Source organism: Pseudoalteromonas sp. SG44-1, from assembly GCF_014164315.1.
In the GTDB taxonomy this organism is placed as follows: Bacteria; Pseudomonadota; Gammaproteobacteria; order Enterobacterales; family Alteromonadaceae; genus Pseudoalteromonas; species Pseudoalteromonas rhizosphaerae.
The window spans coordinates 46,744-63,631 of sequence record NZ_JACJEW010000029.1 but is presented as its reverse complement, the minus strand read 5'-3'; the positions used below and the strand labels follow the sequence as shown (position 1 = coordinate 63,631).

General features: G+C 39.4%; 16 protein-coding genes. 8 read left to right on the top strand and 8 right to left on the bottom strand.

Annotated features, from left to right (window positions below):
* Positions 1–579 precede the first annotated feature (579 nt).
* From pgl to pgi, 3 genes are all read right to left on the bottom strand, one after another.
* On the bottom strand, positions 580–1,290 hold the full coding sequence (gene pgl / locus H5187_RS14305) for a 6-phosphogluconolactonase (protein ID WP_149982816.1): 711 nt from the start codon (positions 1,288–1,290) through the stop codon (positions 580–582).
* Between the two features lie 2 nt (positions 1,291–1,292).
* A complete protein-coding gene (zwf, locus tag H5187_RS14300) occupies positions 1,293–2,765 on the bottom strand; it encodes a glucose-6-phosphate dehydrogenase (protein ID WP_145240983.1) in 1,473 nt (490 codons plus the stop codon).
* Between the two features lie 302 nt (positions 2,766–3,067).
* Entirely contained in the window at positions 3,068–4,714 is a 1,647-nt protein-coding gene (gene pgi, locus H5187_RS14295) for a glucose-6-phosphate isomerase (RefSeq protein ID WP_182797975.1), read from the bottom strand.
* A gap of 349 nt (positions 4,715–5,063) precedes the next feature.
* Here pgi and H5187_RS14290 point away from each other — a divergent pair, with 349 nt between their 5' ends.
* On the top strand, positions 5,064–6,092 hold the full coding sequence (locus H5187_RS14290) for a LacI family DNA-binding transcriptional regulator (RefSeq protein ID WP_182718416.1): 1,029 nt from the start codon (positions 5,064–5,066) through the stop codon (positions 6,090–6,092).
* A gap of 81 nt (positions 6,093–6,173) precedes the next feature.
* Here H5187_RS14290 and H5187_RS14285 read toward each other — a convergent pair whose 3' ends face one another.
* The 3 genes from H5187_RS14285 to H5187_RS14275 form a co-directional block, all read right to left on the bottom strand.
* The gene (locus H5187_RS14285) at positions 6,174–8,423 is read right to left on the bottom strand and encodes an aminotransferase class V-fold PLP-dependent enzyme (RefSeq protein WP_182797974.1); all 2,250 of its coding nucleotides are present in this window, start codon (positions 8,421–8,423) and stop codon (positions 6,174–6,176) included.
* A 178-nt stretch (positions 8,424–8,601) separates the two neighbouring features.
* Entirely contained in the window at positions 8,602–9,675 is a 1,074-nt protein-coding gene (locus tag H5187_RS14280) for an AI-2E family transporter (protein ID WP_182718418.1), read from the bottom strand.
* Positions 9,668–9,886: a sulfurtransferase TusA family protein gene (locus H5187_RS14275; RefSeq protein ID WP_149982821.1), complete on the bottom strand. Its 219-nt coding sequence runs from the start codon at positions 9,884–9,886 to the stop codon at positions 9,668–9,670. Before H5187_RS14275 ends, H5187_RS14280 begins: the two co-directional genes overlap by 8 nt.
* Positions 9,887–10,019: 133 nt before the next feature.
* Here H5187_RS14275 and H5187_RS14270 point away from each other — a divergent pair, with 133 nt between their 5' ends.
* The 5 genes from H5187_RS14270 to H5187_RS14250 are packed head-to-tail and all read left to right on the top strand — an operon-like array spanning position 10,020 to position 13,564.
* The gene (locus H5187_RS14270; RefSeq protein ID WP_149982822.1) at positions 10,020–10,685 is read left to right on the top strand and encodes a hypothetical protein; all 666 of its coding nucleotides are present in this window, start codon (positions 10,020–10,022) and stop codon (positions 10,683–10,685) included.
* A 1-nt stretch (position 10,686) separates the two neighbouring features.
* Complete coding sequence (locus H5187_RS14265) at positions 10,687–12,147, top strand: M48 family metalloprotease (RefSeq protein ID WP_182718419.1); 1,461 nt, start codon at positions 10,687–10,689, stop codon at positions 12,145–12,147.
* A gap of 54 nt (positions 12,148–12,201) precedes the next feature.
* Positions 12,202–12,549: an arsenate reductase (glutaredoxin) gene (arsC, locus tag H5187_RS14260; protein ID WP_182784987.1), complete on the top strand. Its 348-nt coding sequence runs from the start codon at positions 12,202–12,204 to the stop codon at positions 12,547–12,549.
* Positions 12,549–13,103: an NAD(P)H:quinone oxidoreductase gene (wrbA, locus tag H5187_RS14255; RefSeq protein WP_182797973.1), complete on the top strand. Its 555-nt coding sequence runs from the start codon at positions 12,549–12,551 to the stop codon at positions 13,101–13,103. Before arsC ends, wrbA begins: the two co-directional genes overlap by 1 nt.
* The gene (locus H5187_RS14250; RefSeq protein ID WP_145241003.1) at positions 13,100–13,564 is read left to right on the top strand and encodes a DUF2069 domain-containing protein; all 465 of its coding nucleotides are present in this window, start codon (positions 13,100–13,102) and stop codon (positions 13,562–13,564) included. Before wrbA ends, H5187_RS14250 begins: the two co-directional genes overlap by 4 nt.
* Positions 13,565–13,695: 131 nt before the next feature.
* Here H5187_RS14250 and H5187_RS14245 read toward each other — a convergent pair whose 3' ends face one another.
* Together H5187_RS14245 and H5187_RS14240 are read right to left on the bottom strand one after the other, a co-directional pair.
* Entirely contained in the window at positions 13,696–15,033 is a 1,338-nt protein-coding gene (locus H5187_RS14245) for an ankyrin repeat domain-containing protein (RefSeq protein ID WP_182718421.1), read from the bottom strand.
* A gap of 260 nt (positions 15,034–15,293) precedes the next feature.
* Positions 15,294–15,890: a phospholipid-binding protein MlaC gene (locus tag H5187_RS14240; RefSeq protein WP_149982826.1), complete on the bottom strand. Its 597-nt coding sequence runs from the start codon at positions 15,888–15,890 to the stop codon at positions 15,294–15,296.
* A gap of 238 nt (positions 15,891–16,128) precedes the next feature.
* On the opposite strand from H5187_RS14240, the gene H5187_RS14235 reads away from it, so the two are divergent.
* A complete protein-coding gene (locus H5187_RS14235) occupies positions 16,129–16,671 on the top strand; it encodes an acyloxyacyl hydrolase (protein ID WP_182778740.1) in 543 nt (180 codons plus the stop codon).
* Between the two features lie 54 nt (positions 16,672–16,725).
* The gene (locus H5187_RS14230) at positions 16,726–16,872 is read left to right on the top strand and encodes a DUF2897 family protein (RefSeq protein WP_145241011.1); all 147 of its coding nucleotides are present in this window, start codon (positions 16,726–16,728) and stop codon (positions 16,870–16,872) included.
* The last annotated feature ends 16 nt before the right edge of the window (positions 16,873–16,888 follow it).

The window sequence follows — 16,888 nt, the reverse complement described above, 5'->3', positions numbered from 1 at the left end:
TAAGAAAATTGCTCTATAACTAGGCAAAATTTTTGATATCTAGTTGTTCTAAATGAAAAATTTTTAACAACGTTATAGGGTGATTTAATTCGTTAAATTGTTCAAATATTTATGCAGGTTGGTATTAGAGAGCTATAGGAACCGTGAAAATTACTCATATAATTGTTCTATATGGATAATTTTTAATGTAGTTAGTGAAGTTTTTTAAACCACTAAGATACTCATGTTTTTAATAAAGTAGGCATAAGTAGCCACATTTCAACAAACAACTAGTTAACTCACACTATTTGTGAGGCTTGTTATTTAGTGAAGATAAGTCACTGGCAGATAGATCACATTACGCTCCAAACTTAATAATTGCCGGGCGTTATATAATACCAATCGACTTAAATATTTAACTATTCTAGCGAAGCTATAAATGGTCAGTAACTTAACACGATTGTATAACTGTTGTTTTCGATAAAAATAAATAAGCGAAAATAATAAAGATCTTGCAAGTGCGATACAGATAAATTTAGAAGAGAAACAAAAATGCAGGCTTTATAGCCTGCATTTTAAAGTTTGGGTCGATTGGGGTCGTTACGGAGCCCAATAAACTTCAATATTTATTGTTGGGTGATTTAAAACTGCACGTAGTGGCATGTCGTTTTCATCTCCACCGGCTTTTGCTGCTTTATATACAGCAAGCTTTTCTTCTCCACTGATCAGTAACTTAACCACTTTAGACTGCGCAATCGCTGCTAAAGTTAACGTCATACGTTCGGTAATATTCCCTGTTACTTCACTTTCTATAGCATTAATTGCACATACCAATTGTGATGTTTCAAGCCCTTGCTGTAAACCGCCCGCATGTGGAAATAATGAAGCGGTATGACCATCCGGTCCCATGCCTAATATAGTTACATCAAATGGACGTTTCAGTTGTTGGTACGCAGCTTCACATTCTGCACTACCCTGTTGGGCAGTCTCGGCATTGTTTTTCATAGTAATGAAGTTAGCTGCCGCCCCATGATTTTGTAATAACGTGCTCTTAATAAACGCTTCATTACTTTTTTCATGTGCTGCATCAACCCAACGTTCATCAACCATAGCAACATCTATCTTTGCCCAATCTAATGCTAGATTAGATAAGTGCTTATAAGCGGGTGCAGGTGATGAACCACCTGATACCATCAGTACGGCACGGCCATCAGCTTCAATACCGTTGACTAAACTTTGTTCAAGTGTTGTAGATAACTCAGCGGTTAATGCATCTTTTGAATCAAAAAATTTCTCTACGATGGTTGCCATTGTTATGCCTTATCGCCAGTGTTAAACCAAACATGGTTATTTTCAGCTAATAGTTCATCAGCATCATCAGGCCCCCAGCTACCAGCACGGTATAAAGCAGGCTTACCTTTTTCTTGCCAGCGCTCGATAATTGGGTCAATCCATTTCCAAGCTTGACGTACTTCATCACGATGAATAAACAGGGATGGATTATTTGCAGCTGCATCTAACATCAAGCGCTTGTACGCATCTGAATGGAAACCATTGCTATAAGCTTGCGATAGCTCAATGTTCATGGTTACCGGCTCTAATTGCATCTCTAAATTATCAAGACGCTTTGACATCAAGGTTAATTGAATTGTCTCTTCAGGCTGAAGGCGTATAACCAAACGGTTTGGTTCAATATTGCCAACATTATCACCGTAAACATTGTGTGATACTTTTTTGTATTCAACGACAATTTCGGCACAACGTTTTGCCATACGTTTACCTGTACGAAGGTAAAATGGCACGCCCGCCCAACGCCAGTTATCAATATGAGCACGAATAGCAACAAATGTTTCTGTTTTACTTGAACCTTCATTTAACTCTTCTAAGTAACCAGGGACAATTTTGCCATCCAAATCACCGGGTACATATTGACCACGAATGATGTTGTCATCTACATCCGTTGCAACAAGTGGGCGCAATGATTCTAATACTTTCAGCTTTTCGGTGCGGATGCTGTTTGCATTAAGTTTATTTGGTGATTCCATCGCGACTAAACATAACAATTGTAATAAATGGTTTTGCACCATGTCACGTAAAGCACCGGCTTTATCATAAAAACCAGCACGGCTTTCAAGGCCAACAGTTTCAGATAAGCTGATTTGAATATTATCGATTGATTTAGCATCCCACATATTTTCAAATAATGAATTTGAAAAACGCAGTGCCATTAAGTTTTGTACCGTTTCTTTACCTAAGTAATGATCAATACGGAAGATTTGCTCTTCGCTAAAGTATTCAGCAATTTTTGCATTGATCTCTTCTGCTGAATTACCGCAATAACCAATTGGTTTTTCAACAACGACACGTGATGTAGCAGTGATCAGACCTTTGCTAGACAGTATTTCACAGCAGCTACCATATACCGCAGGTGGAAGTGATAAATAGAACACCCGAGATTTGTCTGCATCGTGCTCATCTAGTATTGTTTTTAGTTTATCCCAATCATCGTCTGCTTCGGTTACATTCGTGACTACTGGCACCAAACACGCTGAAAAAGCTTTCCAATCTTTGGCATTAAACTCACCTTTACCTAAAAATTCTTTTAGCGCTTGATGAGCTGTTTCTATGTATTCCGCACGTTTACTTTCTTCACGAACCGTCGGTAAAATACGCGAACCTTGTGGAAGGTTGCCTTCTTGATATGCGCGATACATTGCAGGTAATAATTTGCGTAATGCAAGATCACCACCGCCCCCAAAAATTACAATATCAAAAGGATTTAACATAATTTACTCTCTACGTTTGCTATGCCCAGTTGTCAACTATCCACTATTGATAGTGCGGGCATACATTCTTGTTGTTTAGTTGATGTCAGCTTTTTGGCATCGTACTCGAGAAAAAGCCTGTTGAATTCGCTTGTTTTTATCGCTGAATATTGATTCAGCTGTATTCATTTCAAACTGGTAATTAAATGAGTCTTAGGGGCTCTGTATATCCTCTCACAAATATACAGGCCCTAAGAACTCCAGCGCTACCCGTTCAAAGGTATTTGGTTACACAGTACAATTGATTGTGCTGTGCGAATTTTTTACTGCGCTCGACGTTGTTTATAATAGCTCATTAAGCCATTTGTCGAACTATCATGTGGATGGTTTATATTATCATCCAGTAACTCAGCTTCAATTTTTGAGGCTAAGCCTTTACCAAGTTCAACACCCCATTGATCGAAAGAACAGATCTCTAAAATGATGCCTTGGCAGAAAATTTTATGCTCATATAAGGCAATTAATCGCCCCACCGTTTTTGCATCAACCGTATCTAACAGCATTGATGTTGTAGGACGGTTACCACGGTGGATTTTATGATCAATTAGCGCGGCTATTTCAGCCTCTGATTTGCCTTTTGCGGTTAAATCAGCGCGAACTTGCTCGGCATCAACCCCCATCATCATCGCTTCTGTTTGTGCAAAAAAGTTCGATAATAAAATGTCGTGATGCTGACCAATATTAACCTGAGGTTTAATAGAGGCAATAAAATCAGCCGGTACAATCACATTGCCTTGGTGCAAACACTGATAAAAAGCATGTTGACCATTAATGCCGGTCATACCCCAAATAATTGGCACTGTAGTATACGGTACGGTATTACCCGCAAAATTAACGTGCTTACCATTACTTTCCATTTCACCTTGCTGCAAATAAGCTGGCAACATGTGTAATGCTTGATCGTAAGGTAAAATAACCTGTGAGTCGAAACCTAAAAAGCTGGTATTCCATACGCTCAACAAAGCCATTAACAATGGTACATTTTCTGCAAATTCGGCCGTTTTAAAGTGTTCATCAACTTCAAAAGCGCCTTCAAGAATCGCTTCAAATGCATCAAAACCTAAATACAATGCAATTGGTAAGCCTATCGCACTCCATAATGAAAAGCGACCACCTACCCAATCCCACATTGTGAATACGTTTTCATCAGCAATACCAAACGCTGCCGTTTTTTCTAAATTAGTGCTCACTGCTACAAAGTGCTTAGCAATGGCTTGCTTGTCATCGGCTGACTCTAAAAACCATGCAACGGCGGTTTTTGCATTGGTCATGGTTTCAGATGTAGTAAAGGTTTTTGACGAAATCACAAACAAAGTTGTTTCAGGATCGATGTCTTTCAATACTGACGCAATTTGTACGCCATCAACATTTGAAACGTAATGTACTTTTAATGAGTCATCTGCATAGCTTTTCAGTGCTTCCGTGGCCATTTGTGGGCCTAAGTTTGAACCACCAACACCAATGCTCACAACATCTTTCACGGCTTTACCGGTATAACCTAACCATTGCCCGCTACGTACTTTTTCAACGAACAACTTAATTTTTTGTAACTCAGCGTTAACCACCGAACTTACATTCTCGCCATCTACAACTAATGATGATGCACTACGGTTACGAAGTGCAGTATGAAGCACGGCTCTATCTTCGGTGATATTAATTTTTTCACCGCTGAACATTTTATCTCGCCAGTTAGCGATATCGCACTCTTGTGCTAAAGACAGTAACTGTGTCATCACACTGTTATCAATCAATTGTTTTGAATAATCAAATAAAACACCTGGGATCTGAGTCGAAAATTGCTCGAATCGCGTGCTGTTATTGGCAAATAAATCTTTAAGATGAACTTCCTTCATCTTATTTGCACTTACTTGTAATGCTTGCCAACTAGCTAACTGTGAACGACAACTCATTTTTAACATCCCCTTAAACTTGCAACAAACTGATTTATAACTATCTTTAGATTAAAAAAGTGTACTAATAGCGTATTAACTTACAAATAAATTTAACGATAAGTTAGAATGACAACGCTATCAACAAGCTAATTTTATATTTTACAATCGAGATAATAACGTACTTTTACTCATTTGACACCGGTATCATAAAAATTATCTCAATTATTTTACTGCTAATTTTACTGAACATTAGATACACTAACTGGTCTTGATGAAGAAATAATGAATAACACGTTTGTTAAGTCTACTTAGGTGTATTCTTATCAGGAACATATCAACACTAAAACAATAACCTAAAAGTAACTCTATGAAAGTAACTATAAATGATGTAGCGAGGCTCGCCGGGGTTTCGATGAAAACGGTTTCACGGGTAATAAATAAAGAACCATCTGTTCGTAAAAAAACTTACGATACAGTCATGGATGCTGTAAAAGAGCTGAACTATCAGCCAAATCTTGCAGCACGAAACCTAGCTGGCACGTCATCATTTACGGTAGGCTTAGTTTATGACAATCCTAATGCGTATTATGTGATTGATATGCAAAATGGTGTGCTTTCTCGCTGTAAAGACGAAGGCTATGAATTGGTGATCCATCCATGCACTTATACAGATGCAAACATGAAAGATGAATTTATCACCATGATAAAGCGCTCTCGCTTAGCTGGGCTTGTGCTTACACCGCCATTATCAGAGCAAAGTAGCATCACCAATTTACTCGATGAGTTAAATATTCATTACGTTAGGGTGTTATCTGGGCGACCATCAGATGATGATCAAGACACCTGTATTTATGTTAACGATTATAAAGCCGCGTATGAGATCACCACTCACCTTTTAACTCATGGACATGAAAATATTGGCTTTATCTGTGGCGATAAAGAACATAAATCGACGTCTGAACGCCTTGAAGGTTATAAAGCAGCGCTGGCAGATAATCATAAAGAATTTGATAAACGCTTTATTTACGATGGTAAATATTCGTTTGAGTCGGGTGTTGAAGGTGCAAAGCACTTGTTAGCCGAGAATAACACCTTGGCTATAACCGCTATATTAGGTGGCAACGATGAAATGGCCGCTGGCGCCCTATTTGCATCACGCTTAATGGGTATTGCTATTCCTGAACAGTTATCTATTACTGGCTTTGAGGATTCTCCTTTCTCTCGTCAGACATGGCCAAAGTTAACTACCGCTCATCAAGCAAACGATGTTATCTCTCAACATGCAGCACGGTTATTATTTACCAAAACTCGCGGTGCTCGTAACCAAGATAAAGACATCATCACATCATTTACACCATCAATTGTGATCCGTGAAAGTTCAGGGCCTAAACAGTAGCTACAGCCTTGACTGATAATAAATAAGGCGCTAAAAGCGCCTTATTTATTATCAGTCAATTGCCAGTCTTCTGCCCTGTTATTATAACAGTGCCATTCCACCGCTGAGATTATACACGTCAGTAAAGCCAAGCTGAGATAAGTTAGTTGCCGCTTGTTTTGAACGATTACCACTGCGACAAAGTAAAATATATTTACCCTGTGGGTTCAATTGCCTGTCCACTAATGCATTTGCCATTCTACTTAGCGGAATATTCATCACTCGCGCAGGGCTAACTGCAAATAACTGAGGAATATTGTTTGCCCCATGTTCATATGGTTCACGAGTATCAATTAAATAGACATCGCTTGCAGTTAACATATCTTTTGCTTGCACGGCGTTCAGTTCGTATGCTCTACTGTATTTTAAACTGTCAGCATAACCACACAAAGTTGCAAATTTACATAAATTGTCTTCATCGCTGCGCTGCTTGTTGTTAGCAAATTCAGTATCACTTAGTTCATTGTTCAATAATGCATGCAATAACGGCGTTTGCTGCTGTTGAACTTGCCAATTAATAGCAAAACATTGCTGGTAGTCATGACCAGAACAAATAACTGTCGACTCTGATAAGCATGTTGATAGTTGACGTAATGAGTGTGCCATAGCTAACGCATCCCCACCGTCAATTGCAGTATTACCAAGCCCAGCAGGCAGCAGCAAATCACCGCAAAAGCAAAATAGCACTTGTTGAGAGTTGTTACACCGCAATAAATAACTAACACTATCTTGGCTGTGCCCGGGTGTTGCTAAGCGCTCAATGGTGCATTCAGGTAATACAATACTCGTTTGCTGCACTGGCCACCCTAATTCATACTCGTCATGCAAACTGAATTTTAAGGCCTGAGCCAACAATGTAGTCGCACAGCATCGCTCTTGATGGGCATGTGTGTCTAAAATGGCTGCTACCGTTAAATTTTGTGTGTGTACTATTTTTTCAAGCCGCGGGATAAGCTCAATAATTGGGTCAATGATCACTGCTTGTTTATCTTGACTGACATACAACCAACAACACGCACCTTGATGTCTAAATTGTGTTAAGCCTAATGCACACGCTTCTTGCTGTGGTGATGACGAATCTGAAACCACCAAACAATTAGCTTGTAATATTGGTTTAAGTGAACGAATACGCGCACAGGCAGTGGTTATTTCAGCCTGTGTTGTCGCCGGTCCAAATGATAAACGTATTGCATTTTCACTACGCCAATCACTCACGCCCATGGCATCTAACACAAAACTACGATTTGCGCCTGAGCTACAGGCTGAGCCACCACTGATACGAATACCTGCCGCATCGAACAAATCCATCACTTCTTTACTACTGAGTTCATCGACAGCAAAATTTAACGTTGTTGGTACTGACAATGCAAAAGTATGATTAAAGGTTATATTACCAAAGGTATCCACTAAAGCCTGATGTAATTGTTCACGATAGCCGTTTAACACATCGATTGATTTAAACGTATCGTTTGTTTTATCCAGCAATAAACAAAACAGTTTGTTAAGACCTGCGATGCCTGGCAGGTTTTCAGTACCGGAGCGCATGCCACTTTCTTGACCACCACCGGCAATAAATGGCGTATAGGCACTGCCTTGACGAATATACAACACGCCTATACCTTTCGGTGCGTAAAGTTTATGGCCTGAAAATGGCGCGTAGTCAATCGTTGTATCACTAAGGGCTAATGCGGTTTTCCCTAGCGCTTGTACGCAATCCACCATCCACGCAACTTCCGTGTTATGTGCTCGTATTACCTTTTCAATCGCTTTTAAATCTTGATAAACACCGGTTTCATTGTTAACTGCCATGGTACAAATCATCAGTGCATCACCAGCGTGTTGAGCAATAAAATCTAAATCTAAAAGGCCATCACTCGATACCGGGATCGCAAGCACGGTTGCGTTTATACCCAATACGGCATTCCAATGTATTAATGTATTAGGTACTGCTTTATGTTCAGTCGCGCCATACAGTAATACTGGGTTTGGTTTAGCATGCTCTTTAGCTGCTATGAGCGTAGACACGACAGCTGTTTGAATTCCTTCGGTAGCCCCAGAAGTGAATAAAATATCCCCCTGCTGTGCACCTATCACATCACGGGCTTTTTGACGTGTTTGCTCTAATAAGTGTTTAGCTTGAATACCGGTAATGTGTGAAGAAGAAGGGTTACCAAAGCAGATTTGCATAGTATGCGAAACAACCTCTGCAATACAAGGTAGCACCGGTGTTGTTGCGTTTGCATCAAGGTAAATTTGTGACGATGAGTCAGTAGGTAATATTAAATCAGACATTAAAAAACGCACCATATTACTAAAAGATATATCTTATAACCCATTCTACATAAAATTAATGGGTCGCGTAAGAATCAATTAGTCTCTCAAGTGCGTTTTCTATACCATTTGATACTATACCCAAAATACCTAAATCTTCAGGTGATTTAGGTATAAAGCTAATTAAACAAAGTTCGTGTTAGCTATGCTCAATCAGTTGTTCTTCTTGTTTCGTTGACCAAGCATTGAGTAAGGCTTTTACCAATGACGCTAGTGGAATTGCAAAAAACACGCCCCAAAAACCCCATAAGCCACCAAAAAACAGTACCGCAACAATAATAAATACCGGGTTCAGATCAACCGCTTCAGAAAATAGTAACGGCACCAGCACATTACCATCTAATGCTTGAATAATGCCGTAGATGATCAGTATGGTCCAAAACTGGGTTTCTAAACCAAATTGAAATAATGCCACGGCCGCAACCGGTATGGTAACAAGTGCCGCACCCACAAAAGGGATCAATACTGATAAACCCACTAATACGCCCAATAGCGCTGCATAACGTAAATCAAAAATAGTGAACGCGATAAACGATACTGAGCCTACAATCAAAATTTCAAACACCTTACCACGAATATAATTCATGATCTGTTGGTTCATTTCGTGCCATACCTGCAAGATTAAGCGTCTTTGTTTTGGAACGAGTTTTTCTGCACTTCTGATCAACTCCAGCTTATCTTTGAGCATAAAGAATACCAGTAATGGTACTAAAATAAGATAGATCAACCACGCCACTACATCTTTTAATGATGTCAACGAGACCGATAATAATACTTGGCCAAACTCAATTGCTTTGGCTTCAACACTGCTGACCACTGATTGTACTTGCTCTGCATTAATTAAACTGGGGTATTGCTCAGGCAAGTGCAGTAAAAAAGATTTTCCCTGCTCTATCATGTGCGGGCTTTCTTGCACTAAATTACTAGCTTGCTGCCACAGTATTGGGCCCATGCCGATCACTAAGGTCAGCATCAACCCTGAAAAAATCAACATCACTATAATAGTGGCAGTAAAGCGATGTAAGCCAAAACCCTCTAAATGCGCAACCGGCCAATCAAGCAGATAAGCAATCACTAAAGCAATCAGCACAGGTACAATAAGTGCACCAAAGAAATAAAACATCGCCATTAAAGCGAGTAATAAAAACAATAAGGTCACTGAATGCGGATCTGAAAACTTCCTTTCGTACCACATTTTTACATATTCAAACACGATTTAGCTCCACGATTAACAATCCACGTTGTTGCTCTAATTTGTACTGATAATGATTTTTTTGCAAAAAGCGCTCCATATCTTTGGTAGATTGGTCTGCCAAAAGTGTAAATCTTATCGATTGCGCCGCAGCTAAAGCTTGGCGCAAAGCCAACTTAAACTGGATAAATTGCTGCGGGCATTTAAATCCGCGCAAGTCTTGCTCTAGCATAACCAATTATCTACCCTATAAAAATGAATAATACGGTCTTTATCAGTACTATTAATAACAAATGTAACTTTTTCTTAAAACACGCATCGCAATAGTTTATCCTTGTAGCATAGTTTGTAGTAAGGATAAGTTAATGTCTGGCACGCATAATAAAGCGCAACTACCCAGTAATCCAACTCTTAAAGAAATTAACTGGTATAAAAAACAAATAAATTGGGGTGAACTCCCACCCTTCTATCACCTTGTCGCCTCTTCAGTGAGCGAGTCGGAGGGGATATTAGAACACGGTTTTGATAATGCCGTGAAAAAAATAATTGATAGGCGCAATTGGAATCTCGATTTACTAGGAGGTCATGAAGACACTCTTGGGGAGATCCACTGTGAAAATAAGCCAAGAATTGCGTTGCATCAAGTGTTCACCGACCGAGGCTTTGAATTATGGGCACAACCCTACGCAAAAGACGTTACAATAGATAAATACGTTAAAGATAACCGCTTTATGGAGTTTAACGAGTGGGATCCAGTGTCAATGAAAAGTTTGATCCGGATTAACCAATTACATAAGTTTATTGGTTTTTACTTTGAACGTGGTGACAAAGCAGATAAGGCGCTTATTCTCCATGCACACAAGGTAGTACATAAAATCATTAGTTTTTTACAGCGAGAATTGAACGTTGTAAAGCTAGATGGGGTCACAATCAAAGAATTGTATCAATTGTGCGAACGAGATAGCAGAGCATGCAGTGACGAAATCGACATTGCTAAACTCATGCTAGGTGAAAACCATAACAAGGAATAAAATGCAGCTTAAATCAGCCTTTATTACATTATTCAGTACACTTTTAACATTTAGTGTGCTGGTAAGTGAGCCATTAAAGGCACAAACCAATTTTACATTGCCAGATCTTGGTACTTCAGCATTACAAGCTTTGCCGCTTGAAAAAGAACAAGCTATCGGAAAGGTGATGATGATGCAAATTCGTGGCTCATCACCGGTTGTTAATGATCCTGTGCTTGATGAATATTTAACCACAATTGGCCGTAAGCTAGTTGCCAATGCCAATGATGTACGCTTTCCGTTTTCATTTTTTTGGATCAACAATCCGGAAATCAACGCATTTGCTTTTTATGGTGGCCATGTTGGGGTGCACACCGGTTTAATTGCGCAATCCGATAACGAAAGTCAGTTTGCCTCAGTACTTGGTCACGAAATTGCCCACGTTACCCAGCGCCACCTTGCACGTCGCATGCAACAACAACAAGATAACAGCGCACTCACTATCGCCGGTATGATTGCCGGTATTTTAGCAACCGTTGTGTCTCCTGATGCCGGTATCGCGATTATCTCAGCCAGTCAAACACAAAGCGCATTTAGTCAACTCACTCATAGCCGCTCAGCTGAGCAAGAAGCCGACCGCATTGGTATGCAAACACTAAATAATGCAGGATTTGATCCTTACGCATCCAGTGAATTCTTAACTAAACTTGCTGCGCAAATTCGTTATAAATACAAACCACCAGCCTTTTTGCTGACTCACCCATTACCTGAGAGCCGCGTGTCTGATGTGCGCTTACGTGCACAGCAATTTGAAAAACGTCAACTTCCGGATAGCTTAGAATTTAACCTTGCCAAAAGCCGCGTGATTGCTCGCTACCACCAAACACCAGAAGCGGCTGAAAACTTCTTTAGAAAGCTCATACGTGAAAACAGTTTTTATAATAAAACAGCGCTTAATTATGGCTTGGGTATTAGTTTATTGGATCAAAAAAAGCTCGATGAAGCGGCGCCTATTTTAGACGAACTTTTAAAGTCTGATCCTAAAAATTTATTCTATATTGATACGCATACTGATCTATTGATAGCTCAGAATAAAGCCGCCGAAGCAGTAAAGTTTTTAGCCGCGTTGCATGAAAACCGTCCTAACAATCAAGTTATTACCTTAAACTATGCCAATGCTGCACTTGAAGCTGAGCAATACGATGTTGCAGTGCAAATATTAAAATCATTTTTACTCGAAAAGCCTGAACATAATTTAGGCATGCAACTTCTTGCAGATGCCTATAAAAAGCAAGATAACTTAGCCGCTTATCATGAAGCAAATGCCGACGTTCTTGCACAATACGGCGCCTACTTAAAAGCCGCTGACGAAGTACAAAAAGCACTCAATTTTGTAGAACCACAAGAGCTAATTAAACAACAACGTCTCAAAGCATTGTTAACGCAATACCGCCAAATGCAAAAAGAGCTCGCAAGGCTTTAAGTCTGGTGCTGCTTGGCCTAAAATAGCCTTACTTTATCTAATTGGATTGTTACTATGTCTGTTACTATTTTTCATAATCCACGTTGTTCAAAATCGCGTGAAACATTAGCCCTACTTGAGCAAAAATCGATTCAGCCAGAGATAATCGAATACTTAAAAACACCATTGAATCATGAGCAAATCAGCATCTTAGTTAAACAGCTAGGGTTTTCTTCAGTACGTGAACTAATGCGTACTAAAGAAGATATTTACAAAGAGTTAGACCTTAAAAATGAGCATGATGAAAACGTACTCATTGCAGCCATGGTTAGCAATCCAAAATTAATTGAGCGCCCTATTGTGGTAAATAACAATAAAGCCGCACTGGGTCGCCCACCAGAAAACGTACTAAGCGTACTTTAATGAGCGTCACTATTGTTGTGTTGTATCATTCAAGTCACGGCTCTGTTGCAGCCATGGCACATGAAATTGCAGAGTCGATTGAATGCCAAGGCGGTACTGCACTGCTAAGAACCTTTGTAGCTAGAGAACCTCACGATATTGTGATCAGCAAAGATGACTTAATCCAGTGTAATGGGTTAGCATTTGGCACCCCTACTCGCTTTGGTATGATGGCCTCACAAGCCAAAGCTTTTTGGGAAACCACCAGCGACTTATGGTTAAAAGGGCAATTAATAGATAAACCAGCCTGTGTATTCTCATCATCAAGTAGCATGCATGGCGGCAATGAAGCAACGTTGCTTAATTTGTCACTGCCATTATTACACCACGGTATGCTGTTAATGGGTGTGCCCTATGAAGTACCTGAATTACTTGCCACACAAACCGGTGGCACTCCCTATGGTGCAAGCCATGTTGCTGGTGCACAAAATAGCGCGCAATTAAGTAAAGACGAAATTAAAATTTGCCAAAGCGTTGGCCAACGCTTAGTTAAAATCACGAGAAAATTACAATGACATCGCACAGCGATTTAAACCCACAACTCACACCGAAAAAGGCTATCACTATCCGTTTTCAACGTATTGCAATAATTGGCTATATTGGCTTGTTACTGCTGATGCCACTTTGGTTGTTTTTATTAGAGCCTAGAGAAGGTCATAGCAATGGATTTATTTTTGTTGTGTATATTCTGCCGCTTTTACTGCCGCTAAAAGGCATCATTCAAGATAAACCTTATACGTATGCGTGGGCAAACTTTATTGTTATGTTCTATTTTATTCACGGTTTTACCCTACTGTGGGTCGCACAAGAACAACTAATATGGGTCGTTTTAGAGCTGCTGTTCGCCAGTATGATGTTTATTGGTTGTACTTATTATGCACGTCACCGAGGTCAAGAGCTGGGGCTAAAAATTCAAAAACTAAAAGATGAGTTAGCAACAGAAAAAGCGGCTCATGAATTTAATAAAAAAGACTAAAGTTAATACCAAACGACTTAAATATTTAACCATTCTAGCGAGCTAAATGGTCAGTAACTTAACACGATTGGTATAACAACTAAAAAACGCGCTTAATTAGCGCGTTTTTGTCTACGGTACATGCAAGAAGCTTAAACAACTTCACTTAACGTTGCCAATGCAACAATACTTGCTAAGCCTAGCTGCCCAACTAAACTGATCAATGAGCAACAACGCAGTACAAATAACCCCCATGGGTGTTTAATATGAGGGTATAAAGCGCAGCGCTTCAAACTAATTGCAAAAAAGAAGCAGACAATTGCCAACATGGTTAAGCAAAGCGTCAGTTCACTTTTAATTGCAATCGAATCATCAAAAAAGAAAAACAACTGTAGCGGCAACAATAAAGTCACGATGGCATGTAAGGCGTGGACTTTTTTGATCCGCGAAAATTGTCCATCCGGCGATAATTCTTTAATACCAAAATCACGCTCTAAGCATTTCACTAACTGACTGGCTTTAACACTCACTGCTAAACGATAACAACTTAAGCCATCACAGTTACGAACACGAAAGTCATAGCCAGACTTCAATAATAGCACCATCAAAGGTTCATTTTTTGCTAGTACCGCATAATGTAAAGCACTGTTACCAAGGGCATCACGTTGTTTTTTATCTTGTTTATCTAATAAGGTTTGTACTAAATTAACAAACCCTTTTTCAACTGCCCACATAAAGGCCGTTTTACCATTTTCATCCGCCAACGTGCCTGTTGCACCTTGCTCTATAAAACGCATCGCCATCGTTTGTTTAGCTGTGTCAAAACGCAAATGCGCCAACAGTGCTTGTTCTAATAGCACCACTGAGTCAACATCTGGTGATACTTGGGTTAATAAGGTGAAATAATCCTTTCCGCCAGCAACTTTTTTCGCCGCTAATTCACTTAACGCATTAACGTCATCGATTGAGTCAGGTATAAAGGTGCTAAAACGTTCACGAAAATCAACTTCTTTCCACAGTGCCAAGGCATCTTCAGCACTCATTTTACTGCCCGCATTGAGCGCATACTCGATGATTGTAAAATAGCGTTTTGAGAATAACTGAGATAATAACGTAACGGGTGTTTCTATCGTTGTTTGTGACGCTACAGCTGCATATTTTTCAAGGCGTTGGCAAAGTAATAGCACTAAACTCTCTGGGCTATACTCGTTATCAAAATAGTAATCTTTAGCTGCCGAAATATACTGTTGAGCGGCTTCATCATATTCACAGATATGTTGGAAAAAACACTCTTCAAATGGCTCAAGGGGAGTTAACCAGGTTAAATAATAGATAGGCGGTAGCACAGTGGTACACACGCCATTGTCTTCTTCAGTCGAGCGACAAGCCGGCCATGCTTCTAAAGCGTCTAAAATAAATGCACCGTTTTGCTCAATAAGTCCTTTGACTAATAACGGGTATTCTTTAGGCCAAATAAGTACATTTTCCATTAAAAAAACACAACTCCAGTGTCTATCTTGCTCGGTACAAAGGTCAGTAAAAGAGTTTAACAACTACAAACTGACACTGCGCTTAATATAATTTTAAGTACCCCAGTAAATTAGTGATACCAGTGGGTATGTAAGCGCTTATTCTAGCATACCCAAAACCACACGCTATAGCCAAACCGTGTGATTTTAAAAGAAAATAACAAAGCACCATGCAGTTAACACTGCATGGTGCTTTAGGTTGGAGACTTACTTGGAAATGATTACTTACTGTTAAGCTCAGCTGTCACTTGGTCAAGGCCAACTTCTGAAATTCGTTGAATAACTTCTTTTTGCTTTGCACTGAGTAACGAAATACCTTCAGCGACAATATCATATACTTTCCAGCTACCATCTTTACCTTGGCGAAGCTTAAAGTGTAAGTCAATCGTTGGCGCATTATCTGCAATAATTTGCGTCTTAACCGTGGCAAACTCGCTCTCTGCAGCATCGTTACTTTCTTCGAATTTTATTTCTTGCCCGGTATATTTCATTAATGCACTAGCATAGGTAGTGGTTAAGTAATGCTCCACTGCACTTATAAATGCAGTCGCTTGTTGGCGATCGATACCTTTAATATGCTTACCTAATAATTTATAGGAAACAAATTTAACATCTATATTAGGCATTAAATACTGATCAACAATGTGTGCCATGTCACTTTTGCTCGCTGTGCCTTGGCTGTTTATTTTGCCAATTTCACTAAACAGCTGATCGCCTACCTGAGTTAATAACTGATTAGGTGACTGTTGTGTTTGCGCAAACAAGGAAGCACTAAAAACTAGCGCGATTAATAATAAATAACGACCAAGTGAAATCATTGTTGATAAGTCCTAAGTAAATCTTGTAGCGTAATTTACGCTGTTCATAAGAGATTAAAAAGCCTCAAAATAGCACCTTATTAGTGCCAGTACAGCATCAATTGATTTAATCTTTTTATTTCATATTGTTAGCTAAGCTCATGTAATAACACACAGAGTCTGTGAATTTATGCCACTTGAATTAGCCTCCCCCACGCCCTTATTTTGTAAATAACGTTTTCATCTAAAGAGCTTTACCATGTTATTTAAAACATTAACTGTATTGATTTTATTATCTATTTCCATGTTCAGCAGACTATCTTATGGCGCGCCCTATACACTTTCTCCTCATGGCTATGCCATTGATTACATTCAGGGGGAAGGTGATGTTAAAGGTTTAAAACTGGCATACCAATACCATGCTCCAGCACTACAATCATTAATTGAAAATACCCATATTTACTTAGAATCAAGTATTAATATTTGGGAATACGGCGCAGATAATAGCCATCAGACAAATGTTGTCCTTGCAATGTCCCCGGTATTTCAACATCTGATCAGCTCAGTGCGCGGTATTCCTCTGTATTTCGAAGCCGGCATAGGAATTTCATTAGTAAATGACACTCACTTCGCCGGCAAAAATGTGAGTACCCACTACCAGTTTGAAGACCGACTAGGCTTTGTTGCTGATTTTGGAAAAACCAAAGCTGCGGTGCGTTATTTACACTATTCAAATGCAGGGTTTAAAAGACCAAACCCAGGTCTTGATTTTATTTCGCTGTCGTTTTCTAGACGTTTTTAACCCTAGAAATCTTTGCTACACTAAGTACTTATAAATGACTCATTAGAGATCACCATGCAAATTTGGCATATACTCATCATCATCTTAGTGTTGGCAATCATTATCGGTAATATTTTGCTGATCAAACACTCAGCAAAAATGGATTTTAAAAAACCAACCGATGAAGATGAACTCAAATCAGAGCAACAAAAAAAGCCCTAACTAAGTTTTGTTAGGG